Source organism: Streptomyces sp. 2131.1 (assembly GCF_900105515.1).
GTDB lineage: Bacteria > Actinomycetota > Actinomycetes > Streptomycetales > Streptomycetaceae > Streptomyces > Streptomyces drozdowiczii.
Genome location: NZ_FNSY01000001.1, coordinates 4,864,614 through 4,886,463, shown reverse-complemented (window position 1 = coordinate 4,886,463; position 21,850 = coordinate 4,864,614). Strand labels below are relative to the sequence as shown.

General features: G+C 71.8%; 21 protein-coding genes. 6 read left to right on the top strand and 15 right to left on the bottom strand.

What is annotated here, in order from left to right:
• Positions 1-32 precede the first annotated feature (32 nt).
• From BLW14_RS21930 to BLW14_RS21920, 3 genes are all read left to right on the top strand, one after another.
• Entirely contained in the window at positions 33-815 is a 783-nt protein-coding gene (locus BLW14_RS21930) for a metal ABC transporter ATP-binding protein (protein WP_093708904.1), read from the top strand.
• A gap of 2 nt (positions 816-817) precedes the next feature.
• A complete protein-coding gene (locus BLW14_RS21925) occupies positions 818-1,711 on the top strand; it encodes a metal ABC transporter permease (RefSeq protein ID WP_093708903.1) in 894 nt (297 codons plus the stop codon).
• 65 nt (positions 1,712-1,776) lie between these two features.
• Complete coding sequence (locus BLW14_RS21920) at positions 1,777-2,211, top strand: Fur family transcriptional regulator (RefSeq protein WP_093708902.1); 435 nt, start codon at positions 1,777-1,779, stop codon at positions 2,209-2,211.
• Positions 2,212-2,271: 60 nt separating this feature from the next.
• On the opposite strand, the gene BLW14_RS21915 is transcribed toward BLW14_RS21920, so the two are convergent.
• The 4 genes from BLW14_RS21915 to leuA all read right to left on the bottom strand — a co-directional run bounded on the left by BLW14_RS21915 (position 2,272) and on the right by leuA (position 6,729).
• The gene (locus BLW14_RS21915) at positions 2,272-3,090 is read right to left on the bottom strand and encodes an isoprenyl transferase (RefSeq protein ID WP_093708901.1); all 819 of its coding nucleotides are present in this window, start codon (positions 3,088-3,090) and stop codon (positions 2,272-2,274) included.
• A 21-nt stretch (positions 3,091-3,111) separates the two neighbouring features.
• The gene (gene recO / locus BLW14_RS21910; protein WP_018103271.1) at positions 3,112-3,858 is read right to left on the bottom strand and encodes a DNA repair protein RecO; all 747 of its coding nucleotides are present in this window, start codon (positions 3,856-3,858) and stop codon (positions 3,112-3,114) included.
• Between the two features lie 197 nt (positions 3,859-4,055).
• Positions 4,056-4,733, bottom strand: coding sequence for a TerB family tellurite resistance protein (locus BLW14_RS21905; RefSeq protein ID WP_018518247.1), 678 nt, complete (start codon positions 4,731-4,733; stop codon positions 4,056-4,058).
• Between the two features lie 208 nt (positions 4,734-4,941).
• Positions 4,942-6,729: a 2-isopropylmalate synthase gene (leuA, locus tag BLW14_RS21900; protein WP_093708900.1), complete on the bottom strand. Its 1,788-nt coding sequence runs from the start codon at positions 6,727-6,729 to the stop codon at positions 4,942-4,944.
• A 293-nt stretch (positions 6,730-7,022) separates the two neighbouring features.
• Between leuA and BLW14_RS21895 the strand changes: the two genes are divergently transcribed.
• Positions 7,023-8,099 carry a M4 family metallopeptidase gene (locus BLW14_RS21895; protein ID WP_093708899.1) on the top strand — a complete coding sequence of 359 codons (1,077 nt, stop codon included), beginning with the start codon at positions 7,023-7,025 and terminating at the stop codon, positions 8,097-8,099.
• A gap of 69 nt (positions 8,100-8,168) precedes the next feature.
• On the top strand, positions 8,169-8,435 hold the full coding sequence (locus BLW14_RS21890; RefSeq protein ID WP_093708898.1) for a protealysin inhibitor emfourin: 267 nt from the start codon (positions 8,169-8,171) through the stop codon (positions 8,433-8,435).
• Positions 8,436-8,464: 29 nt separating this feature from the next.
• Here the strand turns inward: BLW14_RS21890 and era are convergent, their stop codons facing one another.
• The 7 genes from era to BLW14_RS21855 all read right to left on the bottom strand — a co-directional run bounded on the left by era (position 8,465) and on the right by BLW14_RS21855 (position 14,424).
• Positions 8,465-9,439 carry a GTPase Era gene (gene era, locus BLW14_RS21885; RefSeq protein ID WP_177154053.1) on the bottom strand — a complete coding sequence of 325 codons (975 nt, stop codon included), beginning with the start codon at positions 9,437-9,439 and terminating at the stop codon, positions 8,465-8,467.
• Between the two features lie 134 nt (positions 9,440-9,573).
• Positions 9,574-9,936 carry a cytidine/deoxycytidylate deaminase family protein gene (locus tag BLW14_RS21880; RefSeq protein ID WP_093708897.1) on the bottom strand — a complete coding sequence of 121 codons (363 nt, stop codon included), beginning with the start codon at positions 9,934-9,936 and terminating at the stop codon, positions 9,574-9,576.
• Between the two features lie 60 nt (positions 9,937-9,996).
• Positions 9,997-10,350 (bottom strand): MmcQ/YjbR family DNA-binding protein, encoded by a 354-nt coding sequence (locus BLW14_RS21875; RefSeq protein ID WP_093708896.1) that lies wholly within the window; start codon positions 10,348-10,350, stop codon positions 9,997-9,999.
• On the bottom strand, positions 10,347-11,642 hold the full coding sequence (locus BLW14_RS21870) for a hemolysin family protein (RefSeq protein ID WP_093708895.1): 1,296 nt from the start codon (positions 11,640-11,642) through the stop codon (positions 10,347-10,349). Before BLW14_RS21870 ends, BLW14_RS21875 begins: the two co-directional genes overlap by 4 nt.
• On the bottom strand, positions 11,639-12,136 hold the full coding sequence (gene ybeY / locus BLW14_RS21865; RefSeq protein ID WP_093708894.1) for an rRNA maturation RNase YbeY: 498 nt from the start codon (positions 12,134-12,136) through the stop codon (positions 11,639-11,641). Before ybeY ends, BLW14_RS21870 begins: the two co-directional genes overlap by 4 nt.
• A gap of 9 nt (positions 12,137-12,145) precedes the next feature.
• Complete coding sequence (locus tag BLW14_RS21860; protein ID WP_093708893.1) at positions 12,146-13,198, bottom strand: PhoH family protein; 1,053 nt, start codon at positions 13,196-13,198, stop codon at positions 12,146-12,148.
• A 119-nt stretch (positions 13,199-13,317) separates the two neighbouring features.
• Positions 13,318-14,424, bottom strand: coding sequence for a carbohydrate kinase family protein (locus BLW14_RS21855; protein WP_093708892.1), 1,107 nt, complete (start codon positions 14,422-14,424; stop codon positions 13,318-13,320).
• Between the two features lie 327 nt (positions 14,425-14,751).
• Here BLW14_RS21855 and BLW14_RS21850 point away from each other — a divergent pair, with 327 nt between their 5' ends.
• Positions 14,752-16,113 carry an MFS transporter gene (locus tag BLW14_RS21850; protein WP_093708891.1) on the top strand — a complete coding sequence of 454 codons (1,362 nt, stop codon included), beginning with the start codon at positions 14,752-14,754 and terminating at the stop codon, positions 16,111-16,113.
• On the opposite strand, the gene BLW14_RS21845 is transcribed toward BLW14_RS21850, so the two are convergent.
• From BLW14_RS21845 to BLW14_RS21830, 4 genes are all read right to left on the bottom strand, one after another.
• Positions 16,077-17,069 (bottom strand): adenosine deaminase, encoded by a 993-nt coding sequence (locus BLW14_RS21845; protein ID WP_093708890.1) that lies wholly within the window; start codon positions 17,067-17,069, stop codon positions 16,077-16,079. The genes BLW14_RS21850 and BLW14_RS21845 overlap by 37 nt on opposite strands.
• A gap of 41 nt (positions 17,070-17,110) precedes the next feature.
• Positions 17,111-18,019, bottom strand: coding sequence for a ribonuclease Z (locus BLW14_RS21840; protein ID WP_093708889.1), 909 nt, complete (start codon positions 18,017-18,019; stop codon positions 17,111-17,113).
• On the bottom strand, positions 18,020-18,379 hold the full coding sequence (locus BLW14_RS21835) for a histidine triad nucleotide-binding protein (RefSeq protein ID WP_093708888.1): 360 nt from the start codon (positions 18,377-18,379) through the stop codon (positions 18,020-18,022).
• Positions 18,380-18,537: 158 nt separating this feature from the next.
• Positions 18,538-21,765 (bottom strand): S41 family peptidase, encoded by a 3,228-nt coding sequence (locus BLW14_RS21830; RefSeq protein ID WP_177154052.1) that lies wholly within the window; start codon positions 21,763-21,765, stop codon positions 18,538-18,540.
• Positions 21,766-21,850 lie beyond the last annotated feature (85 nt).

Here is a 21,850-nt window from a genome sequence, read left to right as displayed (position 1 = left end):
GCCCGAACCGCGCAGCAGCACCGGAGGCGCTCATGCCCGAGCCCCAGAACCCCGACCGCGAACCCGTGATCGTCGTCCGCGACGCCACCGCCACCCTCGGCGCACGCCCCGTGCTGCGCGGTATCGACCTGACCGTGCGCCGCGGCGAGGTCGTCGCCCTGCTCGGCGCCAACGGCTCCGGCAAGTCCACCGCGGTCCGTTCCGTCATCGGCCAGGTCCCGCTGACCGGCGGCACCGTCGAGCTCTTCGGCACCCCGCTGCGCCGCTTCCGCCACTGGGCCCGGGTCGGTTACGTACCGCAGCGCACCACGGCGGCCGGCGGCGTACCCGCCACGATCCGCGAGGTCGTCTCCGCCGGGCGCCTCTCCCGCACCCGGCTGGGCATCCCCCGCAAGGCCGACCGGGCCGCCGTCGACCGGGCCATCGAGCTCGTCGGCCTCGCCGACCGCGCCAAGGACTCGGTGAACGCCCTCTCCGGCGGCCAGCACCAGCGCGTGCTGATCGCCCGCGCGCTCGCCGCCGAACCGGAGCTCCTGATCATGGACGAGCCGATGGCGGGCGTGGACCTGGCCAGCCAGGAGATCCTCGCCGCCACCCTGCGCGAGCAGGTCGCCGGCGGGGCCACCGTGCTTCTCGTGCTGCACGAGCTGGGGCCGCTGGAGCCCCTGATCGACCGGGCGGTCGTCCTGCGCGACGGCTGCGTCCTGCACGACGGACCGCCCCCGGAGGCCGTCGGGCAGCACGCCCTGCCCGGTCACGACCACGTACACCCCCACGCGGCTTCCGAGCCCGTCCGGACGGGACTGCTGAGCTGACCATGGAATTCCTCGACCCTCCCTTCATGCAGCGGGCCCTGCTCGCCGCCGTGCTCGTCGGCGTCATCGCGCCCGCCGTCGGCATCTACCTGGTCCAGCGCCGGCAGGCCCTGATGGGCGACGGCATCGGCCACATCGCGATGACCGGCGTCGGCCTCGGCTTCCTGCTCTCCACCAGCCCCGTCTGGATGGCCACCGCCGTCGCCGTGGCGGGCGCGGTCGTCATGGAGCTGATCCGCTGGTACGGCCGCACCCGCGGCGACATCGCGCTGGCCATGCTCTTCTACGGCGGCATGGCGGGCGGTGTGCTGCTGATCAACCTCTCCGACACCGGATCGAACGCCAACCTCACGTCGTACCTCTTCGGCTCGCTGTCCACGGTCTCCTCCGAGGACGTCACCGCGATCTCGGTGCTGGCCGCGTTCGTGCTGCTGGTGACGGTGGGGCTGCGGCGGCAGCTGTTCGCCGTCAGCCAGGACGAGGAGTTCGCCCGGGTGACCGGGCTGCCGGTGCGGCTGCTGAACCTGCTGGTCGCGGTCACCGCCGCGGTCACCGTCACGGTCGCGATGCGGGTCGTCGGGCTGCTGCTGGTCAGCGCGCTGATGGTGGTCCCGGTCGCCGCCGCGCAGCAGATCACCCGGTCCTTCAAGGTGACGTTCGTGCTCTCCGTGGTCATCGGCGTCGGCGTCACCCTGTCCGGCACCATCACCTCGTACTACCAGGACGTCCCGCCCGGCGCGACGATCGTGCTGCTGGCCATCGGGGTCTTCGTCGCCCTGACCGTGCTCGCGGCCCCGCTGGCCCGCCGCCGGGCCCGGCGCGGCGAAACCGAGACGGAGCGGTGCACCCTGGAAGTACCGGCGGCCCGCCCGGCGCCGGACGACGTCCGAGTCTGATCCCCCGGACGGGGCGGGCTGGCACAATGGCCCGACAGATGTACGGGCGACACGAGGAGGCTCCTGTGGCGACGGCGCCGATCAGTGGAACGAACGCGGCTCCGGTCCGCGGCCGGTCGACCCGGCAGCGGGCAGCCGTGGCGGCCGCGCTCGACGAGGTGGACGAGTTCCGCAGCGCCCAGGAGCTGCACGACGTCCTCAAGCACCGCGGGGACTCGGTCGGCCTGACGACGGTCTACCGCACCCTTCAGTCCCTCGCCGACGCCGGCGAGGTGGACGTCCTGCGCACCACGGAGGGCGAGTCCGTCTACCGGCGCTGCTCGACCGGCGAGCACCACCACCATCTGGTCTGCCGGATGTGCGGCAAGGCGGTCGAGGTCGAGGGCCCCGTGGTCGAGCAGTGGGCGGAGACCATCGCCACCCAGCACGGCTTCGTCAACGTGGCGCACACGGTCGAGGTCTTCGGCACCTGTGCGGACTGCGCGGGCGGCGAGCAGTAGGCCGCGAGCGGCAAGCAGCAGGGAACGGGCCGGCGGGGACACCCCCGCCGGCCCTTCCGTTCAGCTCCCCGAGGCCGCGATCTCCTCGGCGCCGCCGAAGCGGCGGTCGCGCTGGGCGAACTCCAGGCAGGCCCGCCACAGGTCCCGGCGGTCGAAATCGGGCCACAGCACGTCCTGGAAGACCATCTCGGCGTACGCGCTCTGCCAGATCAGGTAGTTCGAGGTCCGCTGCTCGCCGCTGGGGCGCACGAAGAGGTCGACGTCCGGCATGTCCGGGTAGTAGATGTACTTCGCGAACGTCTTCTCGTTGACCTTCGACGGATCGAGCCGTCCGGCGGCGACGTCCTGCGCGATCCGCTGCGCGGCGTCCGCGATCTCGGCCCGGCCGCCGTAGTTGACGCAGAAGTACAGCGTCATCCTGTCGTTGTCCTTGGTCTGCTCCTGGGCGACCTGGAGCTCCTGGACGACCGACTTCCACAGCTTGGGCATGCGGCCCACCCAGCGGATGCGGATGCCCAGTTCGTCCATCTCGTCGCGGCGGCGGCGGATGACGTCCCGGTTGAAGTTCATCAGGAACTTCACCTCCTCCGGGGACCGCTTCCAGTTCTCCGTCGAGAAGGCGTACAGCGAGAGGTTCTTGACGCCCATCTCGATGCAGCCCTTGAGCACGTCCATGACGACGCCCTCGCCGACCTTGTGCCCCTCGGTGCGCGGCAGACCGCGCTCCTTCGCCCAGCGGCCGTTGCCGTCCATCACGATGGCGACGTGCTTGGGCACCAGCTCACCGGGGATCTTCGGGGGCACGGCACCGGACGGGTGCGGCTCCGGGGTCTTGTAGTCGCGCCGGTTACGGCCGCCGAGCATCCCGCGTACTGCCATGAGCTTCTCAGTCTCCCTGTGTCACTTCTCTACGTACCGCAGTGAACGCAGCCCGCGCTCCAGATGCCAGTGCAGATACGCGGACACCAGTCCGCTCCCCTCCCTGACATGACGCGCCTCGCACGCGTCCGCCGTCTCCCAGTCGCCGGTGAGCAGGGCGCTCAGCAGGGCGACGGCCTCAGCCGAGGGTACGACGCTGCCGGGCACCCGGCAGTCGCCGCATACGATGCCGCCCGCCGCCACGGAGAAGAAACGGTTCGGTCCGGGCAGTCCGCAGCGGGCGCAGTCATCGAAGCTGGGGGCGTAGCCGTTGACCGCGAGGGACCTCAGCAGGAAGGCGTCCAGGATCAGATGCGGTTCGTGCTCGCCGCGGGCCAGCGTGCGCAGCCCGCCCACCAGCAGCAGGTACTGCTGGACCGCGGGTTCGCCCTCGTGGTCGGTGAAGCGCTCGGCGGTCTCCAGCATCGCGGTGCCCGCGGTGTAGCGCCCGTAGTCGGTGACGATCCCGCCGCCGTACGGGGCGATGGTCTCGCTCTGGGTGCACAGCGGCAGCCCGCGCCCGACCAGCTCGCTGCCGCGCGCGAAGAACTGCACGTCCACATGGGAGAACGGCTCAAGGCGGGCCCCGAACTTGGACTTGGTGCGGCGCACCCCGCGCGCGACGGCCCGCACCCGGCCGTGGCCCCGGGTCAGTATCGTGATGATCCGGTCGGCCTCGCCCAGTTTCTGCGTGCGCAGCACCACGCCGTCGTCCCGGAACAAGCTCATGCGTCCATTGTCCGGTACGCCACCGACACCCGGGGCCCGCCCCCGCGGGGCGGCCCTGCCGGCAGACGGCCAGGAGTGCGCTCAGGGCGCCGCCGGCGACGACGGGGTCCTCGGCCCCGGCTGCTGGTGAGATCGGCGGCCAGGAGGCACTGCAGGCCCGCGACGGCGGTGCCGGCCGCGGTGGGGCGGGCCCGGGATCAGGAGGGCGTACGCGCCGCGGCGGCGAGCAGTCGGGTGGTGTCCTCGGCGCGCAGCCGCAGCGCCCCGCCGACCGTGGTCAGCACCTCGCGCTCGGCCGGGCTGTACGCGCCGTCGGCGAGGGCGATCCGGGCGCCCTGGAGCAGAATCGATTCACGTCCGGTGGGGGCGAGGTGCGGAGCGAGCGGTTCCAGCGCCTCGTGGAGCTCGATCGCGAGGGCCGCGCCGCAGGCCTCGGCGGCCGGGTCGAACGCGGAGCCGTGTCCGATGTCGGCGGACAGCACCTCGACGACGGTGGCGAGCTGTTCGGACGTGCAGTCGTCGAAACCGGCGCCGCGCACGGTCTCGACCGCGGTCTCCAGGACCGTACGGGAGGTGCTGCCGCCGGCCGCGAGGACGCCGAGGGCCACCGTGTGCACGGCGTCCCTGAGCATCGCGGAGAACCGGGTGGTGGTGGGGTGGTCGAGCGCCTCGCAGTCGAAGTGCCCGTGACAGGCCGCGCATTCGACGACCGGGCCCGTGGTGCCGCGCCGCAGCAGCGGCACGCCCAGCACGGCGAAGCGGCGGCGTCCAGTGAGGCGGCGGTAGTTGCGGTCCCCGCCGCATCCGGGGCAGAAGAACTCCCCGTCACCGACGGTGTCCCACAGCGTACGGATGCCGCAGATACGCAGCTTCATGGCGCGTTGTCCCAGGGCTGACCGCACGTCGCACACCTCCGTAACACTCCGGCAACACTGCCGTGTCGACGTGATGTTAACCACATCACCGTTGCGCCGTCAGCACCCCGCCCGTCACAACCGCCCGGAGAATGGCCGAACCCCGCCCCCGGAGACGGGTGGGCGGGGTTCGCGGACCTTACGGCTCCGGGCCTTTCCGGGCGCCGGATCAGCGGGTGGCGCGGTTGACGGCCGAGACGACGGCCTTCAGCGAGGCGCGGGTGGTGTTGGCGTCGATGCCGATGCCCCACAGCACCCTTCCGTCGATGGCGCACTCGATGTACGAGGCGGCCTGCGCGCTCGCACCCTCGCTCATGGTGTGCTCGGTGTAGTCCAGCAGCCTGGCGTCGATACCGATGGCCTGCAGCGCTTCGAAGAAGGCGGAGATCGGACCGTTGCCGGTACCGGTCAGCACGGTGTCCGTGCCGTCCACGGTCGCCTCGACGGTGATCGTGTCCCGGCCGTCCGAGCCGGTCGTGCTCTGGCCGGAACGGATCTGCACACGACCCCACGCGTTCTCGGGGTTGGGCAGGTACTCGTCCTTGAAGGTGGTCCAGATCTGCGTCGGCGTGACCTCGCCGCCCTCGGCGTCGGTCTTGGCCTGAATGATCCGGGAGAACTCGATCTGCATCCGGCGCGGCAGGTCCAGCTTGTGGTCGTTCTTCAGGACGTACGCGATGCCGCCCTTGCCGGACTGCGAGTTGACGCGGATGACCGCCTCGTAGGAGCGGCCGACGTCCTTCGGGTCGATCGGCAGGTACGGGACCGCCCACTCGATGTCGTCGACGGTCTTGCCCTGAGCGGCCGCGTCGGCCTCCATGGCGTCGAAGCCCTTCTTGATGGCGTCCTGGTGGGAGCCGGAGAAGGCGGTGTAGACCAGGTCGCCCGCGTAGGGGTGGCGCGGGTGGACCTCCATCTGGTTGCAGTACTCGCTGGTGCGGCGGATCTCGTCGATCTGCGAGAAGTCGATCTGTGGGTCGACGCCCTGCGAGAACAGGTTCATGCCCAGCGTCACCAGGTCGACGTTCCCGGTGCGCTCACCCTGGCCGAACAGGCAGCCCTCGATCCGGTCGGCCCCGGCCATCAGCGCCAGTTCGGCGGCGGCGACGGCGGTGCCGCGGTCGTTGTGCGGGTGGACGGACAGGCAGACGAACTCGCGGCGCGACAGGTTGCGCGACATCCACTCGAACCGGTCCGCGTGCGTGGACGGCGTCGAACGCTCCACGGTGGCGGGCAGGTTGAGGATGATCTCGCGGCCCTCCTCGGGCTGCCAGACGTCACAGACGGCCTCGCAGACCTCCAGGGCGAAGTCCAGCTCCGTGTCGGTGAAGATCTCGGGGCTGTACTGGTAGCCGAAGACCGTCTCGTCACCCAGGATCTTCTCGGCGTACTCCATGACCAGCCGGGTGCCGTCCACCGCGATCTGCTTGACCTCCTCGCGGGAGCCGCGGAAGACCACGCGGCGGAAGGTGGGGGCGGTGGCGTTGTACAGGTGGACGGTGGCGCGGTGGGCGCCGCGCAGTGATTCGACTGTCCGCTCGATCAGTTCCTCGCGGGCCTGCGTCAGGACGGAGATCGTCACGTCCTCGGGGATCGCGCCCTCTTCGATGATGGAGCGGACGAACGCGAAGTCGGTCTCGCCGGAGGACGGGAAGCCGACCTCGATCTCCTTGTAGCCCATGCGTACGAGCAGGTCGAACATCTCGCGCTTGCGGGCCGGCGACATGGGGTCGATCAGGGCCTGGTTGCCGTCGCGCAGGTCGGTGGAGAGCCAGCGGGGAGCCTTGGTGATCCGCTTCTCCGGCCAGGTGCGGTCGGGGATGTCCACGGCCTCGTAGCGACCGTACTTGTGGACCGGCATCCCGGACGGCTTCTGCAGCACCGTGGCGTTGGTGATCGGCGTGGGGCGGCCGACGGCCTGCGAGGCGGGAGTCTGGGCGGGATTCACTTCGGTCATGGCGTAGGGCTCCTCGGGGTCCTTCTACGGGACGGCCGACTGTGTCACTGCAACACCAGACTCCGCGGGGAGGGGGTCGGCCTACGACTACAGGCCCTCGCCGCGGCAGCTAAGAAGAAGCAGCCCGAAACGCATGATGCGTCGAGACTAGCCGAGGGACACCGGAGACGTGGGTGCCGTATCAGTATGCGGGATCGGACGCTCTAAACGCCCAACCGTGACCAATCACTCTATTTCATCAACCCCGGTTGCAACCAGTGACATCACGCTTACGCAGTGCCACAGTCGTGTGTATGCAGCCTCGTTCACAGCAGGGGTTCCACCCCGTCTTCTGCACCATCGTCCCGCCCCACCTCCTCGACAAGATCTCCCAGTCCGACGACCCCGCCCTCGCGGACCCGGCCCGCCGCACCCTGGCGTCCGACGCCGCCCGGCGCACCCGCCGCCGGATGACCACCGTCGTCCGGCCCACCCCCTCCGCCCAGCCCGAGGACGACGGCTCCGCCAAGCCCGACCGCACGCTCTACGACTGCCGCCACGGCACGGACCTGCCGGGCACCAAGGTCCGCGGCGAGGGCGAGAAGCCCACGAAGGACGCCAGCGTCAACCGCGCGTACGCGGGTCTCGGCGCCACGTTCGACCTGCTACTGACCGCCTACGGCCGGCGCTCCATCGACGGCAACGGACTGCCGCTGATCGGTTCCGTCCACTACGACGAGAAGTACAACAACGCCTTCTTCGACGGCGAGCAGATGGTCTTCGGCGACGGGGACGGGGAGATCTTCCTCGACTTCACCGTCGCCATCGACGTCATCGCCCACGAACTGGCCCACGGGCTCACGCAGTACACGGCCAACCTCAGCTACTACGGCCAGTCCGGCGCGCTCAACGAGTCGGTCTCGGACGTCTTCGGCTCCCTCGTGAAGCAGTACTCGCTGGGCCAGACCGCCGAGCAGGCCGACTGGCTGATCGGCGAGGGGCTGCTCGCGCCCCGGGTCGAGGGCAAGGCGCTGCGCTCGATGAAGGCGCCCGGCACGGCGTACGACGACGACGTGCTCGGCAAGGACCCGCAGCCGGCCTCCATGGACGACTACATCCACACCGGCGACGACAACGGCGGGGTGCACCTCAACTCCGGTATCCCCAACCGCGCGTTCTACCTCCTGGCGACCGCGCTCGGCGGCAGTTCCTGGGAGCGGGCGGGCCAGCTCTGGTTCGATGTGCTCACAGGTGGTGAACTGGCGGTGGACGCGGACTTCGCGGACTTCGCCCGGCTCACCGTGGCGGCGGCGCGCAGCCGCTTCGGCGAGGGCGACGAGGTGGAGGCCGTCCTCAAGGCGTGGTCGGAGGTGGGCGTTCCGACCAGTTAGACACCGCTCCGGGTACCCGGCAGCTCAGCACACCCACCGACCGGCCCGTCCGCCGTGGAAGGACACCGCATGCGGATTCAGGTGAGCAGGACCGGCGGCTTCGCCGGTATCGCGCGCCACCGCGAGATCGACACCTCCGGACGGGCCGACGCCCGGGAGTGGGAGGCCCTGGCGGGCTCCGCCCTCGCCGACGGCCAAGCAGCCGCGCCCAAGGGCGTCCCGGACGGCTTCAGCTACCGGATAACGGTCGACGGCCGCACCGTGCACTGCGCGGACCCCCGCCTGAGCGACGCCCAGCGCGCCCTGATCTCACGCGTCCTGAAGGAGGGCGCGTGAGACGGAGCCGCTGAAGGGTCAGGCAGGTCTCAGAACCCGAGCTTGCGCAGCTGCTTCGGGTCGCGCTGCCAGTCCTTGGCGACCTTGACGTGCAGATCGAGGAAGACTGGCGTGCCGAGCAGGGCCTCGATGTGCTTGCGGGACTTGGTGCCGACGTCCTTCAGGCGCTTGCCCTTCGGGCCGATGATGATGCCCTTCTGGCTGGGGCGCTCGATGTAGACGTTGGCGTGAATGTCCAGCAGCGGCTTGTCCGCCGGCCGGTCCTCGCGCGGCAGCATCTCCTCGACGACGACCGCGATGGAGTGCGGCAGCTCGTCGCGTACGCCTTCGAGCGCGGCCTCGCGGATCAGCTCCGCGACCATGACCATCTCCGGCTCGTCGGTGAGGTCGCCCTCCGGGTAGAGGGGCGGGCCCTCGGGCAGGAGGGGGGCGATCAGGTCGGAGAGCAGGTCGACCTGCTGGTCCTTGACGGCCGAGACGGGGATGATCTCCGCCCACTCGAAGCCCAGCTCCTCGCCGAGCCGGGAGACGGCCAGCAGCTGTTCGGCCAGCTGCTTCGACTCGACCAGGTCGGTCTTGGTGATGATCGCGATCTTGGGCGTCTTCTTGATGCCCGCGAGCTCCTTGACGATGTACTTGTCGCCGGGGCCGAGCTTCTGGTCGGCGGGCAGGCAGAAGCCGATGACGTCGACCTCGGCCCAGGTGGTGCGCACGACGTCGTTGAGCCGCTCCCCCAGCAGGGTGCGCGGCTTGTGGAGCCCCGGGGTGTCGACCAGGATCAGCTGGGCGTCCGGCCTGTGCACGATGCCGCGCACGGTGTGCCGGGTCGTCTGCGGGCGGTTGGAGGTGATGGCCACCTTCCGCCCGACCAGAGCGTTCGTCAGGGTGGACTTGCCCGCGTTGGGGCGTCCCACGAAGCAGGCGAAACCGGCCCGGTGGGGGGCGGGGTTCTCGGCCTGCCGCGCGGCGGCTTCGGGGTTAGGTCGAACGCTCATGGCGCCCATTGTCCCCGATCCCGGGAGCCGCGGGGCACCGAGGCGCCCGCCGCGGCCTCCGGGCCCCGTCCGGGCGGCCCCGCCGCGCCCGCTCCGGGAGCGTCACGGCGCGGGTACGGCGGCACTGCCCGTGCGTACGGAAGTCAGCCGGCCGTGACGCTGAGCCGCAGCTGTCCGTCCGGCCCGGCGAGCAGCACCGGCGTGCCGGCCCCGCCCAGGTCCCGTACGGCGGCCCGGTCCTCCTCGGACGGGGTCTCGGCCTCGGAGACGATCGCGGCGGCCTCCAGGGACTTCGCCCCGCTGGCCACGGCCATCGCGACGGCCGTCCGCAGCGCGCTGAGCTTCAGCGAGTCCAGCTCCACGGTCCCCGCCACGTAGGTGCGTCCGGTCTCGTCCCGGACGGCCGCGCCCTCGGGGACGCCGTTGCGGGCGCGGGCGCTGCGCGCCAGGGTGACGATCTTGCGGTCCTCGGCCCCGAGGTCGGTGGTGCCGGTGCTCTCAGTCATGTGCCGAGCATACGAAGCCCGGCGCGGGGCCGGGCACGCGGGAGGCCGGGCCGGTGCGCCTCATGGCCGGTCGAGCCGCAGCCGCTCCGCCTTCGGCAGCCCCGCCACCACCAGGTCGTAGCTGTCCTCGATCAGCTCGCGCAGCTTCGCGTCGGGCAGTCCGGAGACCGTGACGGTGTTCCAGTGGCGCTTGTTCATGTGCCAGCCCGGCACCACCGCCTCGTACTCCTCGCGCAGCCGCACCGCCTCGTCGGGGTCGCACTTGAGGTTCACCGTCAGCGGCCGGGCGTCCAGCGCGCTCAGCGCGAACATCTTGCCGAGCACCTTGAAGACGGACGCCTCCGGTCCGAACGGGAACTCCTCGACGCTCGCGTTGAAGCCCAGGCAGAACGCCCTCAGCTGCTGCGGGGTCATTCCGGTGTCTCCTCCTCCTCGGGAGCCACCGGCTCCACCAGCACCGTGACGATCTTGTTCCGGCGGCCCGCCGGGGACTCCGCGGTCAGCCGCAGCCGCCGCCCGTCGGGCAGTTCGACCTCCGAGGAGGCGCCGGCGATCGGCACCCGGCCGAGCGCCTTCGCGAGGAGTCCGCCGACCGTCTCCACGTCCTCGTCGTCGTACTCGTCGAGGCCGAACAGCTCGCCGAGGTCGCCGATGTCGAGCCGCGCTGTGACCCGGAAGCAACCGTTCTCCAGCTCCTGGACTGGCGGCAGTTCGCGGTCGTACTCGTCGGTGATCTCGCCGACGATCTCCTCCAGGATGTCCTCGATGGTGACGATGCCCGCCGTGCCGCCGTACTCGTCGATGACTACGGCGACGTGGCTGCGCTCCTGCTGCATCTCGCGCAGCAGGTCGCCGGCGTTCTTCGTGTCGGGCACGAACGACGCCGGGCGCATCGCCGTGGAGACCGGGTCGGCCTCCGACTCCCGGTTGATGTGCGTCTTGCGGACCAGGTCCTTCAGATACACGATCCCGACGATGTCGTCCTCGTTCTCGCCGGTGACCGGGATGCGCGAGAAGCCGGAGCGCAGCGCGAGGGTGAGAGCCTGACGGATCGTCTTGTAGCGCTCGATGCAGACGAGGTCGGTGCGCGGGACCATCACCTCGCGCACCAGCGTGTCGCCGAGCTCGAAGACGGAGTGCACCATGCGGCGCTCCTCGTCCTCGATCAGCGACTCCTGCTCGGCGAGGTCCACCATGGCCCGCAGCTCGGCCTCGCTGGCGAACGGGCCCTTGCGGAAGCCCTTGCCGGGGGTCAGCGCGTTGCCGATGAGGATCAGCAGCTGCGGGATCGGCCCCATGACCCGGGCCAGCGGCAGGAGCACGTACGCCGAGGCGGTGGCCGTGTTCAGCGGATGCTGGCGGCCGATGGTGCGCGGCGAGACGCCGATCGCGACGTACGAGACGAGGACCATCACGCCGATGGCGACGGCCAGCGCCTCCCAGGTCTCCGGGAACTCCTTCAGGCAGGCGTAGGTGACGAGCACCCCGGCGGCCATCTCGCAGGCGACCCGCACCAGCAGGGCGACGTTGAGATAGCGCGTCGGGTCGGCCGCGACCTGTTCCAGCTTGGCGCTGCCGCGCCGCCCCGAGCGGACCGCCTCGGCGGCCCGGAAGCTCGACGTACGGGCGATACCGGCCTCGGCGCACGCCGCGAGCCAGCCCACGACGAGCAGCAGGACGACGCCGGAGATCAGGGGCAGGCTCACGAGACGGTCGGGGCGGGGGACGGACCGGTCAGCCCGCGCTCGCCGCGCCAGCCGTCCACGATGGCCGCCTGGAGACCGAACATCTCGGCCTTCTCGTCCGGCTCCTCGTGGTCGTAGCCCAGCAGGTGCAGCACCCCGTGGACGGTGAGGAGCTGGAGCTCCTCGTCCATGGAGTGCTGCGTCTCGGCTTCCTCGCCCTGCTTCTTCGCGACCTCGGGGCAGAGCACGATGTCACCGAGGAGCCCCTGCGGGGGCTCCTCGTCGTCCTTGGCCGGCGGACGCAGCTCGTCCATCGGGAAGGACATGACATCCGTCGGGCCCGGCAGGTCCATCCACTGGATGTGCAGCTGCTCCATCGCGGCGCCGTCCACCACGATCACCGAGAGCTCGGAGAGGGGGTGGATCCGCATGCGCGCGAGCGCGTAGCGGGCGATGTCGAGGATCGCCTGCTCGTCGACCTCGGTTCCGGACTCGTTGTTGACGTCGATCGACATGGTGCGCTGCTACTGCTTCCCGTTGTGGCGGCCGCGGCCCCGAGGGCCGCCGCCGTCCTGCTCGCCCTTGCTGTTGTCGTACTTCTCGTACGCGTCGACGATACGGCCGACGAGCTTGTGCCGTACGACATCCTGGGAGGTGAGCCGGGAGAAGTGCACGTCGTCGATGCCCTCCAGGATCTCCTGGACCTGACGCAGACCGCTCTTGGTCCCAGTCGGCAGGTCGACCTGCGTGACGTCACCGGTGACGACGATCTTGGAGTCGAAGCCGAGCCGGGTCAGGAACATCTTCATCTGCTCGGCGCTGGTGTTCTGCGCCTCGTCCAGGATGATGAAGGCGTCATTGAGCGTACGGCCCCTCATATAGGCCAGGGGCGCCACCTCGATCGTGCCCGCGGCCATCAGGCGCGGGATCGAGTCGGGGTCGAGCATGTCGTGAAGTGCGTCGTAGAGCGGGCGCAGGTACGGGTCGATCTTGTCGAACAGCGTGCCGGGCAGGAAGCCGAGGCGCTCGCCCGCCTCGACGGCCGGGCGGGTCAGGATGATCCGGCTGACCTGCTTGGACTGGAGGGCCTGGACCGCCTTGGCCATGGCGAGGTAGGTCTTGCCCGTACCGGCGGGGCCGATACCGAAGACGATCGTGTGCTTGTCGATCGCGTCGACGTACCGCTTCTGGTTCAGCGTCTTGGGGCGGATCGTGCGGCCTCGGCTGGAGAGGATGTTCTGCGTGAGCACCTCGGCCGGGGTCTCGGCGCCGTCCGCCTGGCCGTTGTCACTGGCCTTGAGCATCGCGATCGACCGTTCCACGGCGTCCTCCGTCATCGGCTGTCCGGTGCGGAGCACCAGCACCATCTCGTCGAACAGGCGCTGGATCAGGGCGATGTCCGCCGCGTTGCCCGTCGCGCTTATGTCATTGCCCCGGACGTGGATGTCGGCCGCCGGGAACGCCGCTTCGATCACGCGCAGCAGCGAGTCGCCCGCTCCCAGGAGCATCACCATCGGGTGAGCGGCCGGGATGCTGATGTGGGCACGCGCCTGCGGCTGTGTGGGTGACTGAGTCATGGGCCGGCCCTCGGGCCTGCGCATACCTCCCGTTGCAGGGTTCTCGCTGCTCGAAAACCTCGTGTCTCAAGCCTACGACTCCGCACCGACAACACCAGAGGTTTTCCCGGGCGGTGGGGTTACGGGCGGAAGCCGATCGTGGGTACGGCCCGGCGCAGCGGCCAGGACCGGGCGGCGGCCGGCAGCAGGTCGTCAAGGAAGGCGTACCGCCTGAGCGCGGCCGGGTCCTGGCCGGCGCAGGTGCGCACCTGCCGCCACCAGGCGGCGATCTCCGCCCAGCCGGGGGCCGAGAGCGAGCCGCCGAACTCCTGGACGGAGAGGGCCGCGGTCAGCCCGGCGAAGGCGAGGCGGTCGGCGAGGGGCCAGCCGGCCAGGGTGCCGGTGACGAAGCCGGCCACGAAGACGTCGCCCGCCCCGGTGGGGTCCAGGGCCTCGACCTCGATGGCCGGGACCTCGGCGGCGGTCCCGGTGGCCGCGTCGACCGCGTAGGCGCCCTCGGAGCCGAGGGTGACGACGGCGAGCGGTACGCGTTCGGCCAGGGCGTGCGCGGCGGCGCGGGGGCAGTCGGTTCGGGTGTAGCGCATCGCCTCCTCGGCGTTGGGCAGGAAGGCGTGGCAGTGCTCCAGGCCGTTCAGGGCGTCCAGGTCCCAGCGCCCGGTCTCGTCCCAGCCGACGTCGCCGAAGATCAGGGCCCCCCGGCGGGCGGCCTCGGCGACCCAGGGTTCGGTGCGGCCGGGGACGAGCGAGGTGACGGCGGCCCGGGCCCTGGGCGGGCAGCGGGGGAAGGCGGGGGCCTCGGGCGAGGCGGTGGTGGGGAGCGCCGGGGCCTCGTGGCCGTGCGAGACCATCGTCCGCTCGCCCTCGTACGCCATGGAGACGGTCACCGGGGAGTGCCAGCCGCGGACGGTGTGCGACCGCGAGAGGTCGATGCCCTCGCCCTGTTCGAGCGCGTCCCAGCAGTACTCGCCGTAGTGGTCGTCGCCGAACGCGGCGGCCAGGGAGGTGTGCAGGCCGAGCCGGGCCAGCGCGGTGGCCATGTTGGCGACGCCGCCGGGGCTGGACCCCATACCGCGTGCCCAGGATTCGGTGCCGCGTACGGGGGCGCTGTCCAGGCCGGTGAAGATGATGTCGAGGAAGACCGTGCCGGTGAGGAAGACGTCGCAGTCGGGGTCCTGCGGGGCACGCAGCCCGTCGAGCGGGTCGATGTCTGGGATGTCAGCGCTCACCTTGCACTCCCCGGTCGTGACGGTTGCGGCCAGTGTGCCCGATACGCGGCGGTGATGGACGGGTGCGCGCCGCGCGTGTGTTCACGGCTGCTGACCTGCGTAAACATCGGTCGCTACCCATCCGCGAATCGCGTAAACACAAATGTGCCCCAGATCACATAACACCGGCTTTCGGTGGGCCGGGAGCACTTGATACAAATTGGCCCGCGAGCACCGTTGGAGACGTACCCGACGGAAGCGCCGATTTCCTCGTATTCACCTTTCCGCATCACCCTTCTGCACCCCCTCTGCCTTCTGCCGTATCTCGGCATGTCTTCAGGAACGCCCATGTCCTCGCGCCCTCGCGCCGCGTGGCCCCTGGTCGCCGTGTTCACCGCCGGTTACCTCGCCGCCTACCTCCTCCCCACCATCGTGGGACGGCTCTCCGTCTACCTGGGCCTCAGCACGGCTCAGGCCGGGCTCGTCGGCAGCGCGCTGCTGCTGAGTTCGGCCTCCGCCGGCTTCTCCCTGGCGGGTCGCGTGGAGACGTACGGTCCGTGCAGACCGGCACGCGTGGGACTGGTCCTGTGCGTGGTGGGGTACGGCTGCGCCGCGCTGGCCGGGTCCGTGCCGCTGGTGGTCTCCGGCGCGGTGGTCGGGGGCTTCGGCTCCGGCACGGCGACCGCCGTCGCGGCGTCGGGCATCGCCGCCCAGCGCGACCCGCACCGCACCTCGTCCCTGGGCCTGCTGAGCGTCTCGGCGACCGCGGGCGCCCTGTATCTGACGATCCCGCACCTGGGCGGCGGCCACCGGCTGCCGTTCGCCTCGATCGCCCTGGTCGCGCTGCTGGTCTGGCCGGCCACCTCCCGGCTCGGCGGCTCGGCCCCCGAGGACCAGTCCGGACCGGCCGTCACCGCGAAGGGCCGGCTGCCGCACCGCCGCTCGGGCCTGGTACTCGCGGGCGGCATGCTCGTCTGGTCGATGGCGCAGAACGCGCTGTGGGGCGTCAGCAGCCGGATCGGCGTGGACCAGGTCGGGCTGTCCGAGGTGACCATCGGCGCCGTGTTCGCCGCCGCGCTCGGCGCCGGGCTGCTCGGCGTGATGGGCGCCGGGGTGCTCGGCTCGAAGCTCGGCCGGGCGGTCCCGATCGGCGTGGGCACCGCGGTCATCGCGGGGAGCATCGTGCTCAGCTCGTCGGCCGTGAGCCTCGGCTCGTTCGCGACCGGCGAGATCCTGTGGAACACCGTCTACCCGGTGGTCCTCTCGTACCTGATCGGCCTGGCCGCCTCCCTGGACGTACGCGGCCGCTGGGCGGTCCTCGCCGGGTCCGCCTCGTCCGTCGGCGTCGCCTGCGGGCCGGTGCTCGGCAGTGTGCTGTCCGAGGAGGCCGGCTACCCGGGGATGGGTCTGGTCCTGGGCGTGACGACCCTGCTGATAGCGCTCCCGGTGACCGCGGTCGCCCTGCACACCGGCGGCCGTCCGCTGGTGCCCGGTTCGGTACGCCGCCGGGGCGGTGCGCCCGCGGCCCTGCTCGCCGTCACCACGGGTGCGGTGCCCGGCGCCGTGCCCAAGGTGGGCGCGCCCGAGCAGGCCGTCACGGAGATCAGCCTCCCGGCCCTGCGCCGCAGGCGCCTGGGCAGGAACGCGTTCCGCACGGCCGGCCCGGAGGGCGGTCAGTCGAACGCGTACGCCTCGACCTCCGACAAGTAGCGCGCCCTGCGCTCCTCGTCGTGGTCGAGGAAGGCCGCCTCGAAGGAGTTGCGGGCCAGCGTGCGCAGCTGCTCCCGGTCCAGGCCGAGGGCCTCGTGCACGGCGTGGAAGGTGTCTCCGACGTACCCGCCGAAGTAGGCGGGGTCGTCGGAGTTCACCGTGCAGAGCAGCCCGGCCTCCAGCATGGCGGGCAGCGGGTGCTGCTCCAGGGTGTCGACCGCGCGCAGCCGTACGTTGGACAGCGGGCAGAGCGTGAGCGGTACCCGCTCCGCGACCAGCCGCTTCACCAGGTCCGGGTCCTCCATGCAGCGCAGCCCGTGGTCGATCCGCTCCACGCCCAGCACGTCGAGCGCCTCGCGGATGTAGGAGGGCGGCCCCTCCTCCCCCGCGTGGGCGACCTTGCGCAGTCCGAGCTCCCCGGCCCGTTCGTACACCTCGCGGAACTTCACGGGCGGGTGGCCGACCTCGGCGGAGTCCAGGCCGACGGCGCTGATCCGGTGCAGGTGCGGCCGGGCCGCCTCCAGGGTCTCCAGCGCCGATTCGGCGGACTGGTCGCGCAGGAAGCACATGATCAGCTGGGTGGAGACGCCGTGCTTCTCCTCGCTGCGCTCCAGAGCCCGGGCGAGCCCCTCGACGACGGTGCCGATGGGGACGCCGCGTGCGGTGTGGGCCTGCGGGTCGAAGAAGATCTCGGCGTGCCGCACGCCCTGGGCGGCGGCCCGGGCGAGGTAGGCGTCGGCCAGCTCGGTGAAGTCGTCCTCGGTCCGCAGCACCGCCATCAGCGCGTAGTAGAGGTCCAGGAAGCTCTGGAGGTCCTCGAAGAGGTACGCGGTGCGCAGGACCTCGGTGTCCGCGTACGGCAGGGTCACGCCGTTGCGCGCGGCGAGCGCGAAGGCCAGTTCCGGTTCGAGGGTCCCCTCGATGTGGAGGTGGAGTTCCGCTTTGGGGAGGTGCACGGTGGTTCTCGCTTACGCAGGTGGTGCTGGGTGGGGGGCTGCTACGGGTGACGGCTCGGCACCGCTACCCGCATCAGATCCTCCGCGACGGTCAGCCCGCCCTCGTACCCGGCCCCCCTCGCCTCGGCCTCGAAGGCCTCCGGGTCCGGGTAGCGCTGGGAGAAGTGCGTGAGGACGAGGTGCCGTACGCCCGCCTCCCGGGCGACCGCGGCCGCCTGGGCCGCGGTCAGGTGACCGTGGTCCGCGGCCAGTCTCCGGTCCTCGTCGAGGAAGGTCGACTCGATGACCAGCAGGTCGCAGCCCTCGGCGAGCACGTACACGCCGTCGCAGAGCCTGGTGTCCATGATGAACGCGAACCGCTGTCCGCGCCTGTGCTCGGAGACGTCCGCGAGCGTGACCCCGCCGAGCGCGCCCTCGCGCTGGAGGCGTCCGACGTCCGGACCCCTGATGCCGTGCTCGGCGAGCTTCGCGGGCAGTATGCGCCGGCCGTCGGGCTCGGTGAGCCGGTAGCCGTACGACTCGACGGGGTGCGAAAGCCGGTGGGTGTCGAGCGTGTACGCGGCGGTGGTGGCGAGCGGCCCGTCGGCGTCGACCGGGGCCTCGGTCAGCTTCACGGTCTCGCGGTAGGCGGTGGAGTACCGCAGCCGGTCGAAGAAGTGCTGCCCGCTCGCCGGGTAGTGGGCGGTCACCGGGTGCGGGACCTGGTCGAGGTTGATCCGCTGGATCACCCCGGCCAGGCCCAGCGAGTGGTCGCCGTGGAAGTGCGTGACGCAGATCCGGTTGATGTCGTGCGCGGCGACCCCGGCCCGCAGCATCTGGCGCTGGGTGCCCTCGCCGGGATCGAAGAGGATGCCCTCGCCGTCCCAGCGCAGCAGGTAGCCGTTGTGGTTGCGGTGCCGTGTCGGGACCTGGCTGGCGGTCCCGAGCACGACGAGTTCACGCGCGGACATCTATCCGGGCGGCCATTCCAGGCCGCGGCCGCCCAGCACGTGCGCGTGCGCGTGGAAGACGGTCTGGCCGGCACCGGCGCCGGTGTTGAACACGACCCGGTATCCGGTCTCGTCGATCTTCTCGTCCGCGGCCACGTTGCCCGCCTCGCACAGCACGTCGGCGAGCACCTGCGGTTCGGCGGCGCCGAGGGAGGCGGCGTCCGGGTGGTGCAGGCGCGGGATGACGAGTACGTGGGTGGGGGCCTGGGGGTTGATGTCGCGGAAGGCCACGGTGGTGTCCGTCTCGCGGACGATGGTGGCCGGGATCTCGCCCGAGACGATCTTGCAGAACAGGCAGTCGGGCTGGGGTTCTCCTGCCATTCGCTTACGCGCTCCTTGGTCTGGGTGATCCATCGCGGTCCAGCCTATCCGGGGGCGCTGCCCCCGGACCCCCGCTCCTCAATCGCCGAGGGGCTTGATTTTCGCTCCCGTCGGCGTCTGAGGCGCGGGGTCCGGAGCGGAGCCCCGGGTCCGGGACGTCAGTCCGACAGCTCCGGCAGCTCCGGCAGCTCCGGCGGCACCTTCGCCGGCACCCGCTCCAGCGACTCCAGCCCGATCCGCACCGCCTCGTCCAGCTGCGGATCACGCCCCTCGGCGTGATCCCGCGGGGTCATCACGACCTCCACGTCCGGGTCGACGCCGTGGTTCTCGACGCCCCACCCGTACCCGTCCAGCCAGAACGCGTACTTCGGCTGGGTGACCAGCGTGCCGTCGACCAGCCGGTAGCGGCTGTCGATGCCGACCACGCCGCCCCACGTGCGCACGCCGACCACGGGCCCGATCTTCAGGGCCTTGATCGCCGCGTTCACGATGTCGCCGTCCGAGCCGGAGAACTCGTTCGCGACGGCCACGACCGGCCCGCGCGGCGCGTCGGCCGGGTAGCTGTAGGCCTGTGCGTCTCGCGGCAGGTCCCAGCCGACGATGCGGCGGGCCAGCTTCTCGACGACGAGCTGGGAGGTGTGGCCGCCCCGGTTCTCCCGGACGTCCACGACCAGGCCCTCGCGCGCCATCTCGGTGCGCAGGTCGCGGTGGATCTGGGCCCAGCCGCCGCCGACCATGTCGGGCACGTGGAGGTAGCCCAGCCGGCCGCCCGACCGCTCGTGCACGTACGCCCGCCGGTCGGCGACCCACGCGTGGTAGCGCAGGGCCTCCTCGTCGGCGACGGGTACGACGACGACATGGCGCGGGTCGCCCCCGTCGGCCGGGGAGACCGTCAGCTCGACGGGCTTGCCGGCCGAGCCGGTGAGCAGCGGCGCGGGCCCGGTCAGCGGGTCGACGGGGTGCCCGTCGACGGCCACGATCGCGTCGCCGGCCCGGACCGCCACGCCCGGTGCGGCGAGCGGCGAGCGGGCCGCCGGGTCCGAGGTCTCGGAGGGCAGCACGCGGTCGACGCGCCAGCTGCCGTCCTCCGCGCGCGAGAGGTCCGCCCCGAGCAGCCCCTGCCGGGCCGCCTCGTCGCGCCACCCGCCGGGCGGGGTGACGTACGCGTGCGAGGTGCCCAGCTCGCCCTGGACCTCCCAGAGCAGGTCCATGAGGTCGTCGTGGGTCGCGACGCGCTCCAGGACCGGGCGGTAGCGGTCCAGGACGCCGTCCCAGTCGACGCCGCCCATGTCGGGCCGCCAGAAGTTGTCCCGCATGACGCGGCCGGCCTCGGCGTACATCTGGCGCCACTCGGCGGCCGGGTCGAGGGTGCGCCGGATCCGGGAGAGGTCGACGGTCACGGCGTCGTCGTGGTCGTCGTCGCCGGCGGGCACCCGGCTGTCGGAGGGGACGACGGAGAGCTTGCCGTGGTTGATGATCGCGAGCCGCTTCCCGTCACCGCTGACCGCGAAACGGCTGACGTCGGAGGAGAGTTCCTCGCAGCGCAGCTTCTCCAGGTCGTACCGCTCCAGGACGGTGTCCGGGCGCCGCGCGTCCGGGCCGGCGCCGCTGGTGCCGAGGACCCCGGTGAGCGGGTGGCGCAGCCAGAGCAGCCCGTCCCGCGCGACGCGGAGCGAGGAGTAGACGGCCGCCTCGACGGGAAGGGGCACGATCCGGTCGGCGAGGCCGTCCAGGTCGATGCGGGTGATCGGGAGCGCGGTGGGGTTGTCCTCGCCGTCGGCGCCCTTCTCCTTCTCGGTGGGCCGGCCGTGCAGCTGCGGCCCGAACGGGGAGGGCGTGGTCGCCGCGAGCGTCAGCAGGTGCGGCCGGCAGGACCCGATGAACGCCATGTCGAAGACGTGCGCGTCGTAGATGGGGTCGAAGGCGCGCTCGGAGAGGAAGGCCAGGTGCTTTCCGTCGGCGGTGAAGGCGGGCGCGAAATCCCGGAACCGCAGCGGGGTGGCCTCGGAGACCGAGAGGTCGGCGATGTGGGCCAGTTTGAGCTGGCTGAGCGGCTCGGGGCCGGGGTGCGACCAGGCGAGCCACGCGGAGTCGGGCGACCAGGCGAGACCCGAGGCGTCGCCGTGCTCGCTGCGGTCCACCTCGTGGATCTCGCCGCTGTCCCGCTCGACGATCAGCACGCGGCCGTCGTGAGCGGCGACCGCGAACCGGCTGCCGTCGGGGGCGGGCGCGAGGTCCAGGACGCGGCCGAGCCGGCCGGCCGCCAGGCGGCGGGGCGCGGCGCCCGGCGAGGTGCCGGTGGCGGGGGCGATCTCCAGGGCGTCGTCGCCCTCGGCGTCGGTGACCCAGACGACGTGCTGGTCGCCGTCGGCCTGGAAGGTGCGCGGCAGTCTGGCCCGTACGCCGGGTTCGGCGGCGAGCGCGCGGGCCGGGCCCTCGCGGTGGGTGACCCAGTGGACGGCCCCCCGCGAGAGGACGGCGCTGCCCCGGCCGGTGCGGTCGGGGGAGGCGCTGGTCAGGTGGCTGTCGGCGTGCAGCGGGTACGGCTGGAGGTCGGCGCGCTGGCCGCCGAGCCGGATCTCGACGCGGCGGGGCTCGTCGCCCTCCAGGCCGTCCAGGAGCCAGAGTTCACCGGCACAGGCGTAGGCGACCCGGGTGCCGTCGGTGGTGGCGTGTCGCGCGTAGAAGCCGTCGACGGGGGTGTGCCGGCGCAGGTCCGTGCCGTCGGGCAGCGAGGAGTAGAGGGCGCCGACGCCCTCGTGGTCGGAGAGGAACGCGATGCGCTCCCCCACCCACATCGGGCATTCGAGGTTGCCGTCGAGGTCCTCGTGGACGCGGACGAACTCCAGTGGGTCGTCCTCGGCCGCGATCCAGAGCTTGCCGGCCGTGCCGCCCCGGTAGCGCTTCCAGGTGGCGGCCTCGCGGCCCATGGTGGCCGAGAGCAGCAGGACGCGTCCGCCGGGCCCGTACGCGAGGGAGCCGACGGGGCCGTACGGGAGGGTCCGGGCGGGACCGCCGTCGACCGGGACGGCCCGGGCCCAGCTGCGGCGCAGCGAGACCTGGCCCTGGGTGCTGGTGACCAGTACGTCCCCTTCGGGGGTCCAGCCGCGCACGGTGGTGCGGGTGTCCCCCCAGTGGGTGAGCCGGCGTGAGGGTCCGCCGTCCGCGGGTGCGAGGTGCACTTCGGGCGCCCCGTCGCGGGTGGAGGTCCAGGCGACGAGGGTGCCGTCGGGCGATATCCGCGGCTGGGTCACGGGACGGTTGTCTGCGCTGACCCGCCATGCCCGGCCGCCGTCGAGCGGGGCGAGCCAGACGTCGTCCTCGGCGGTGAAGGCGATCAAGTCACCCTGGACATGGGGGTACCGGAGGTAGGAAGGCTGTGTCACACGATCACCCTAGGCCGCGCACGCCCCGGGTGGCACGGGGTTGGCCGCAGTACGTCCGGCGTCGGCGCCGGCCGTGCGGGCATGA

Excerpts from the sequence above, each read along its gene's own strand:
- BLW14_RS21930 (WP_093708904.1), top strand. The coding sequence starts at position 33 with ATGCCCGAGCCCCAGAACCCCGACCGCGAACCCGTGATCGTCGTCCGC.
- BLW14_RS21925 (WP_093708903.1), top strand. The coding sequence starts at position 818 with ATGGAATTCCTCGACCCTCCCTTCATGCAGCGGGCCCTGCTCGCCGCC.
- BLW14_RS21915 (WP_093708901.1), bottom strand. The coding sequence starts at position 3,090 with ATGGCAGTACGCGGGATGCTCGGCGGCCGTAACCGGCGCGACTACAAG.
- recO (WP_018103271.1), bottom strand. The coding sequence starts at position 3,858 with ATGAGCTTGTTCCGGGACGACGGCGTGGTGCTGCGCACGCAGAAACTG.
- BLW14_RS21905 (WP_018518247.1), bottom strand. The coding sequence starts at position 4,733 with ATGAAGCTGCGTATCTGCGGCATCCGTACGCTGTGGGACACCGTCGGT.
- leuA (WP_093708900.1), bottom strand. The coding sequence starts at position 6,729 with ATGACCGAAGTGAATCCCGCCCAGACTCCCGCCTCGCAGGCCGTCGGC.
- BLW14_RS21895 (WP_093708899.1), top strand. The coding sequence starts at position 7,023 with ATGCAGCCTCGTTCACAGCAGGGGTTCCACCCCGTCTTCTGCACCATC.
- BLW14_RS21890 (WP_093708898.1), top strand. The coding sequence starts at position 8,169 with ATGCGGATTCAGGTGAGCAGGACCGGCGGCTTCGCCGGTATCGCGCGC.
- era (WP_177154053.1), bottom strand. The coding sequence starts at position 9,439 with ATGGGCGCCATGAGCGTTCGACCTAACCCCGAAGCCGCCGCGCGGCAG.
- BLW14_RS21880 (WP_093708897.1), bottom strand. The coding sequence starts at position 9,936 with ATGACTGAGAGCACCGGCACCACCGACCTCGGGGCCGAGGACCGCAAG.
- BLW14_RS21875 (WP_093708896.1), bottom strand. The coding sequence starts at position 10,350 with ATGACCCCGCAGCAGCTGAGGGCGTTCTGCCTGGGCTTCAACGCGAGC.
- ybeY (WP_093708894.1), bottom strand. The coding sequence starts at position 12,136 with ATGTCGATCGACGTCAACAACGAGTCCGGAACCGAGGTCGACGAGCAG.
- BLW14_RS21860 (WP_093708893.1), bottom strand. The coding sequence starts at position 13,198 with ATGACTCAGTCACCCACACAGCCGCAGGCGCGTGCCCACATCAGCATC.
- BLW14_RS21850 (WP_093708891.1), top strand. The coding sequence starts at position 14,752 with ATGTCCTCGCGCCCTCGCGCCGCGTGGCCCCTGGTCGCCGTGTTCACC.
- BLW14_RS21840 (WP_093708889.1), bottom strand. The coding sequence starts at position 18,019 with ATGTCCGCGCGTGAACTCGTCGTGCTCGGGACCGCCAGCCAGGTCCCG.
- BLW14_RS21835 (WP_093708888.1), bottom strand. The coding sequence starts at position 18,379 with ATGGCAGGAGAACCCCAGCCCGACTGCCTGTTCTGCAAGATCGTCTCG.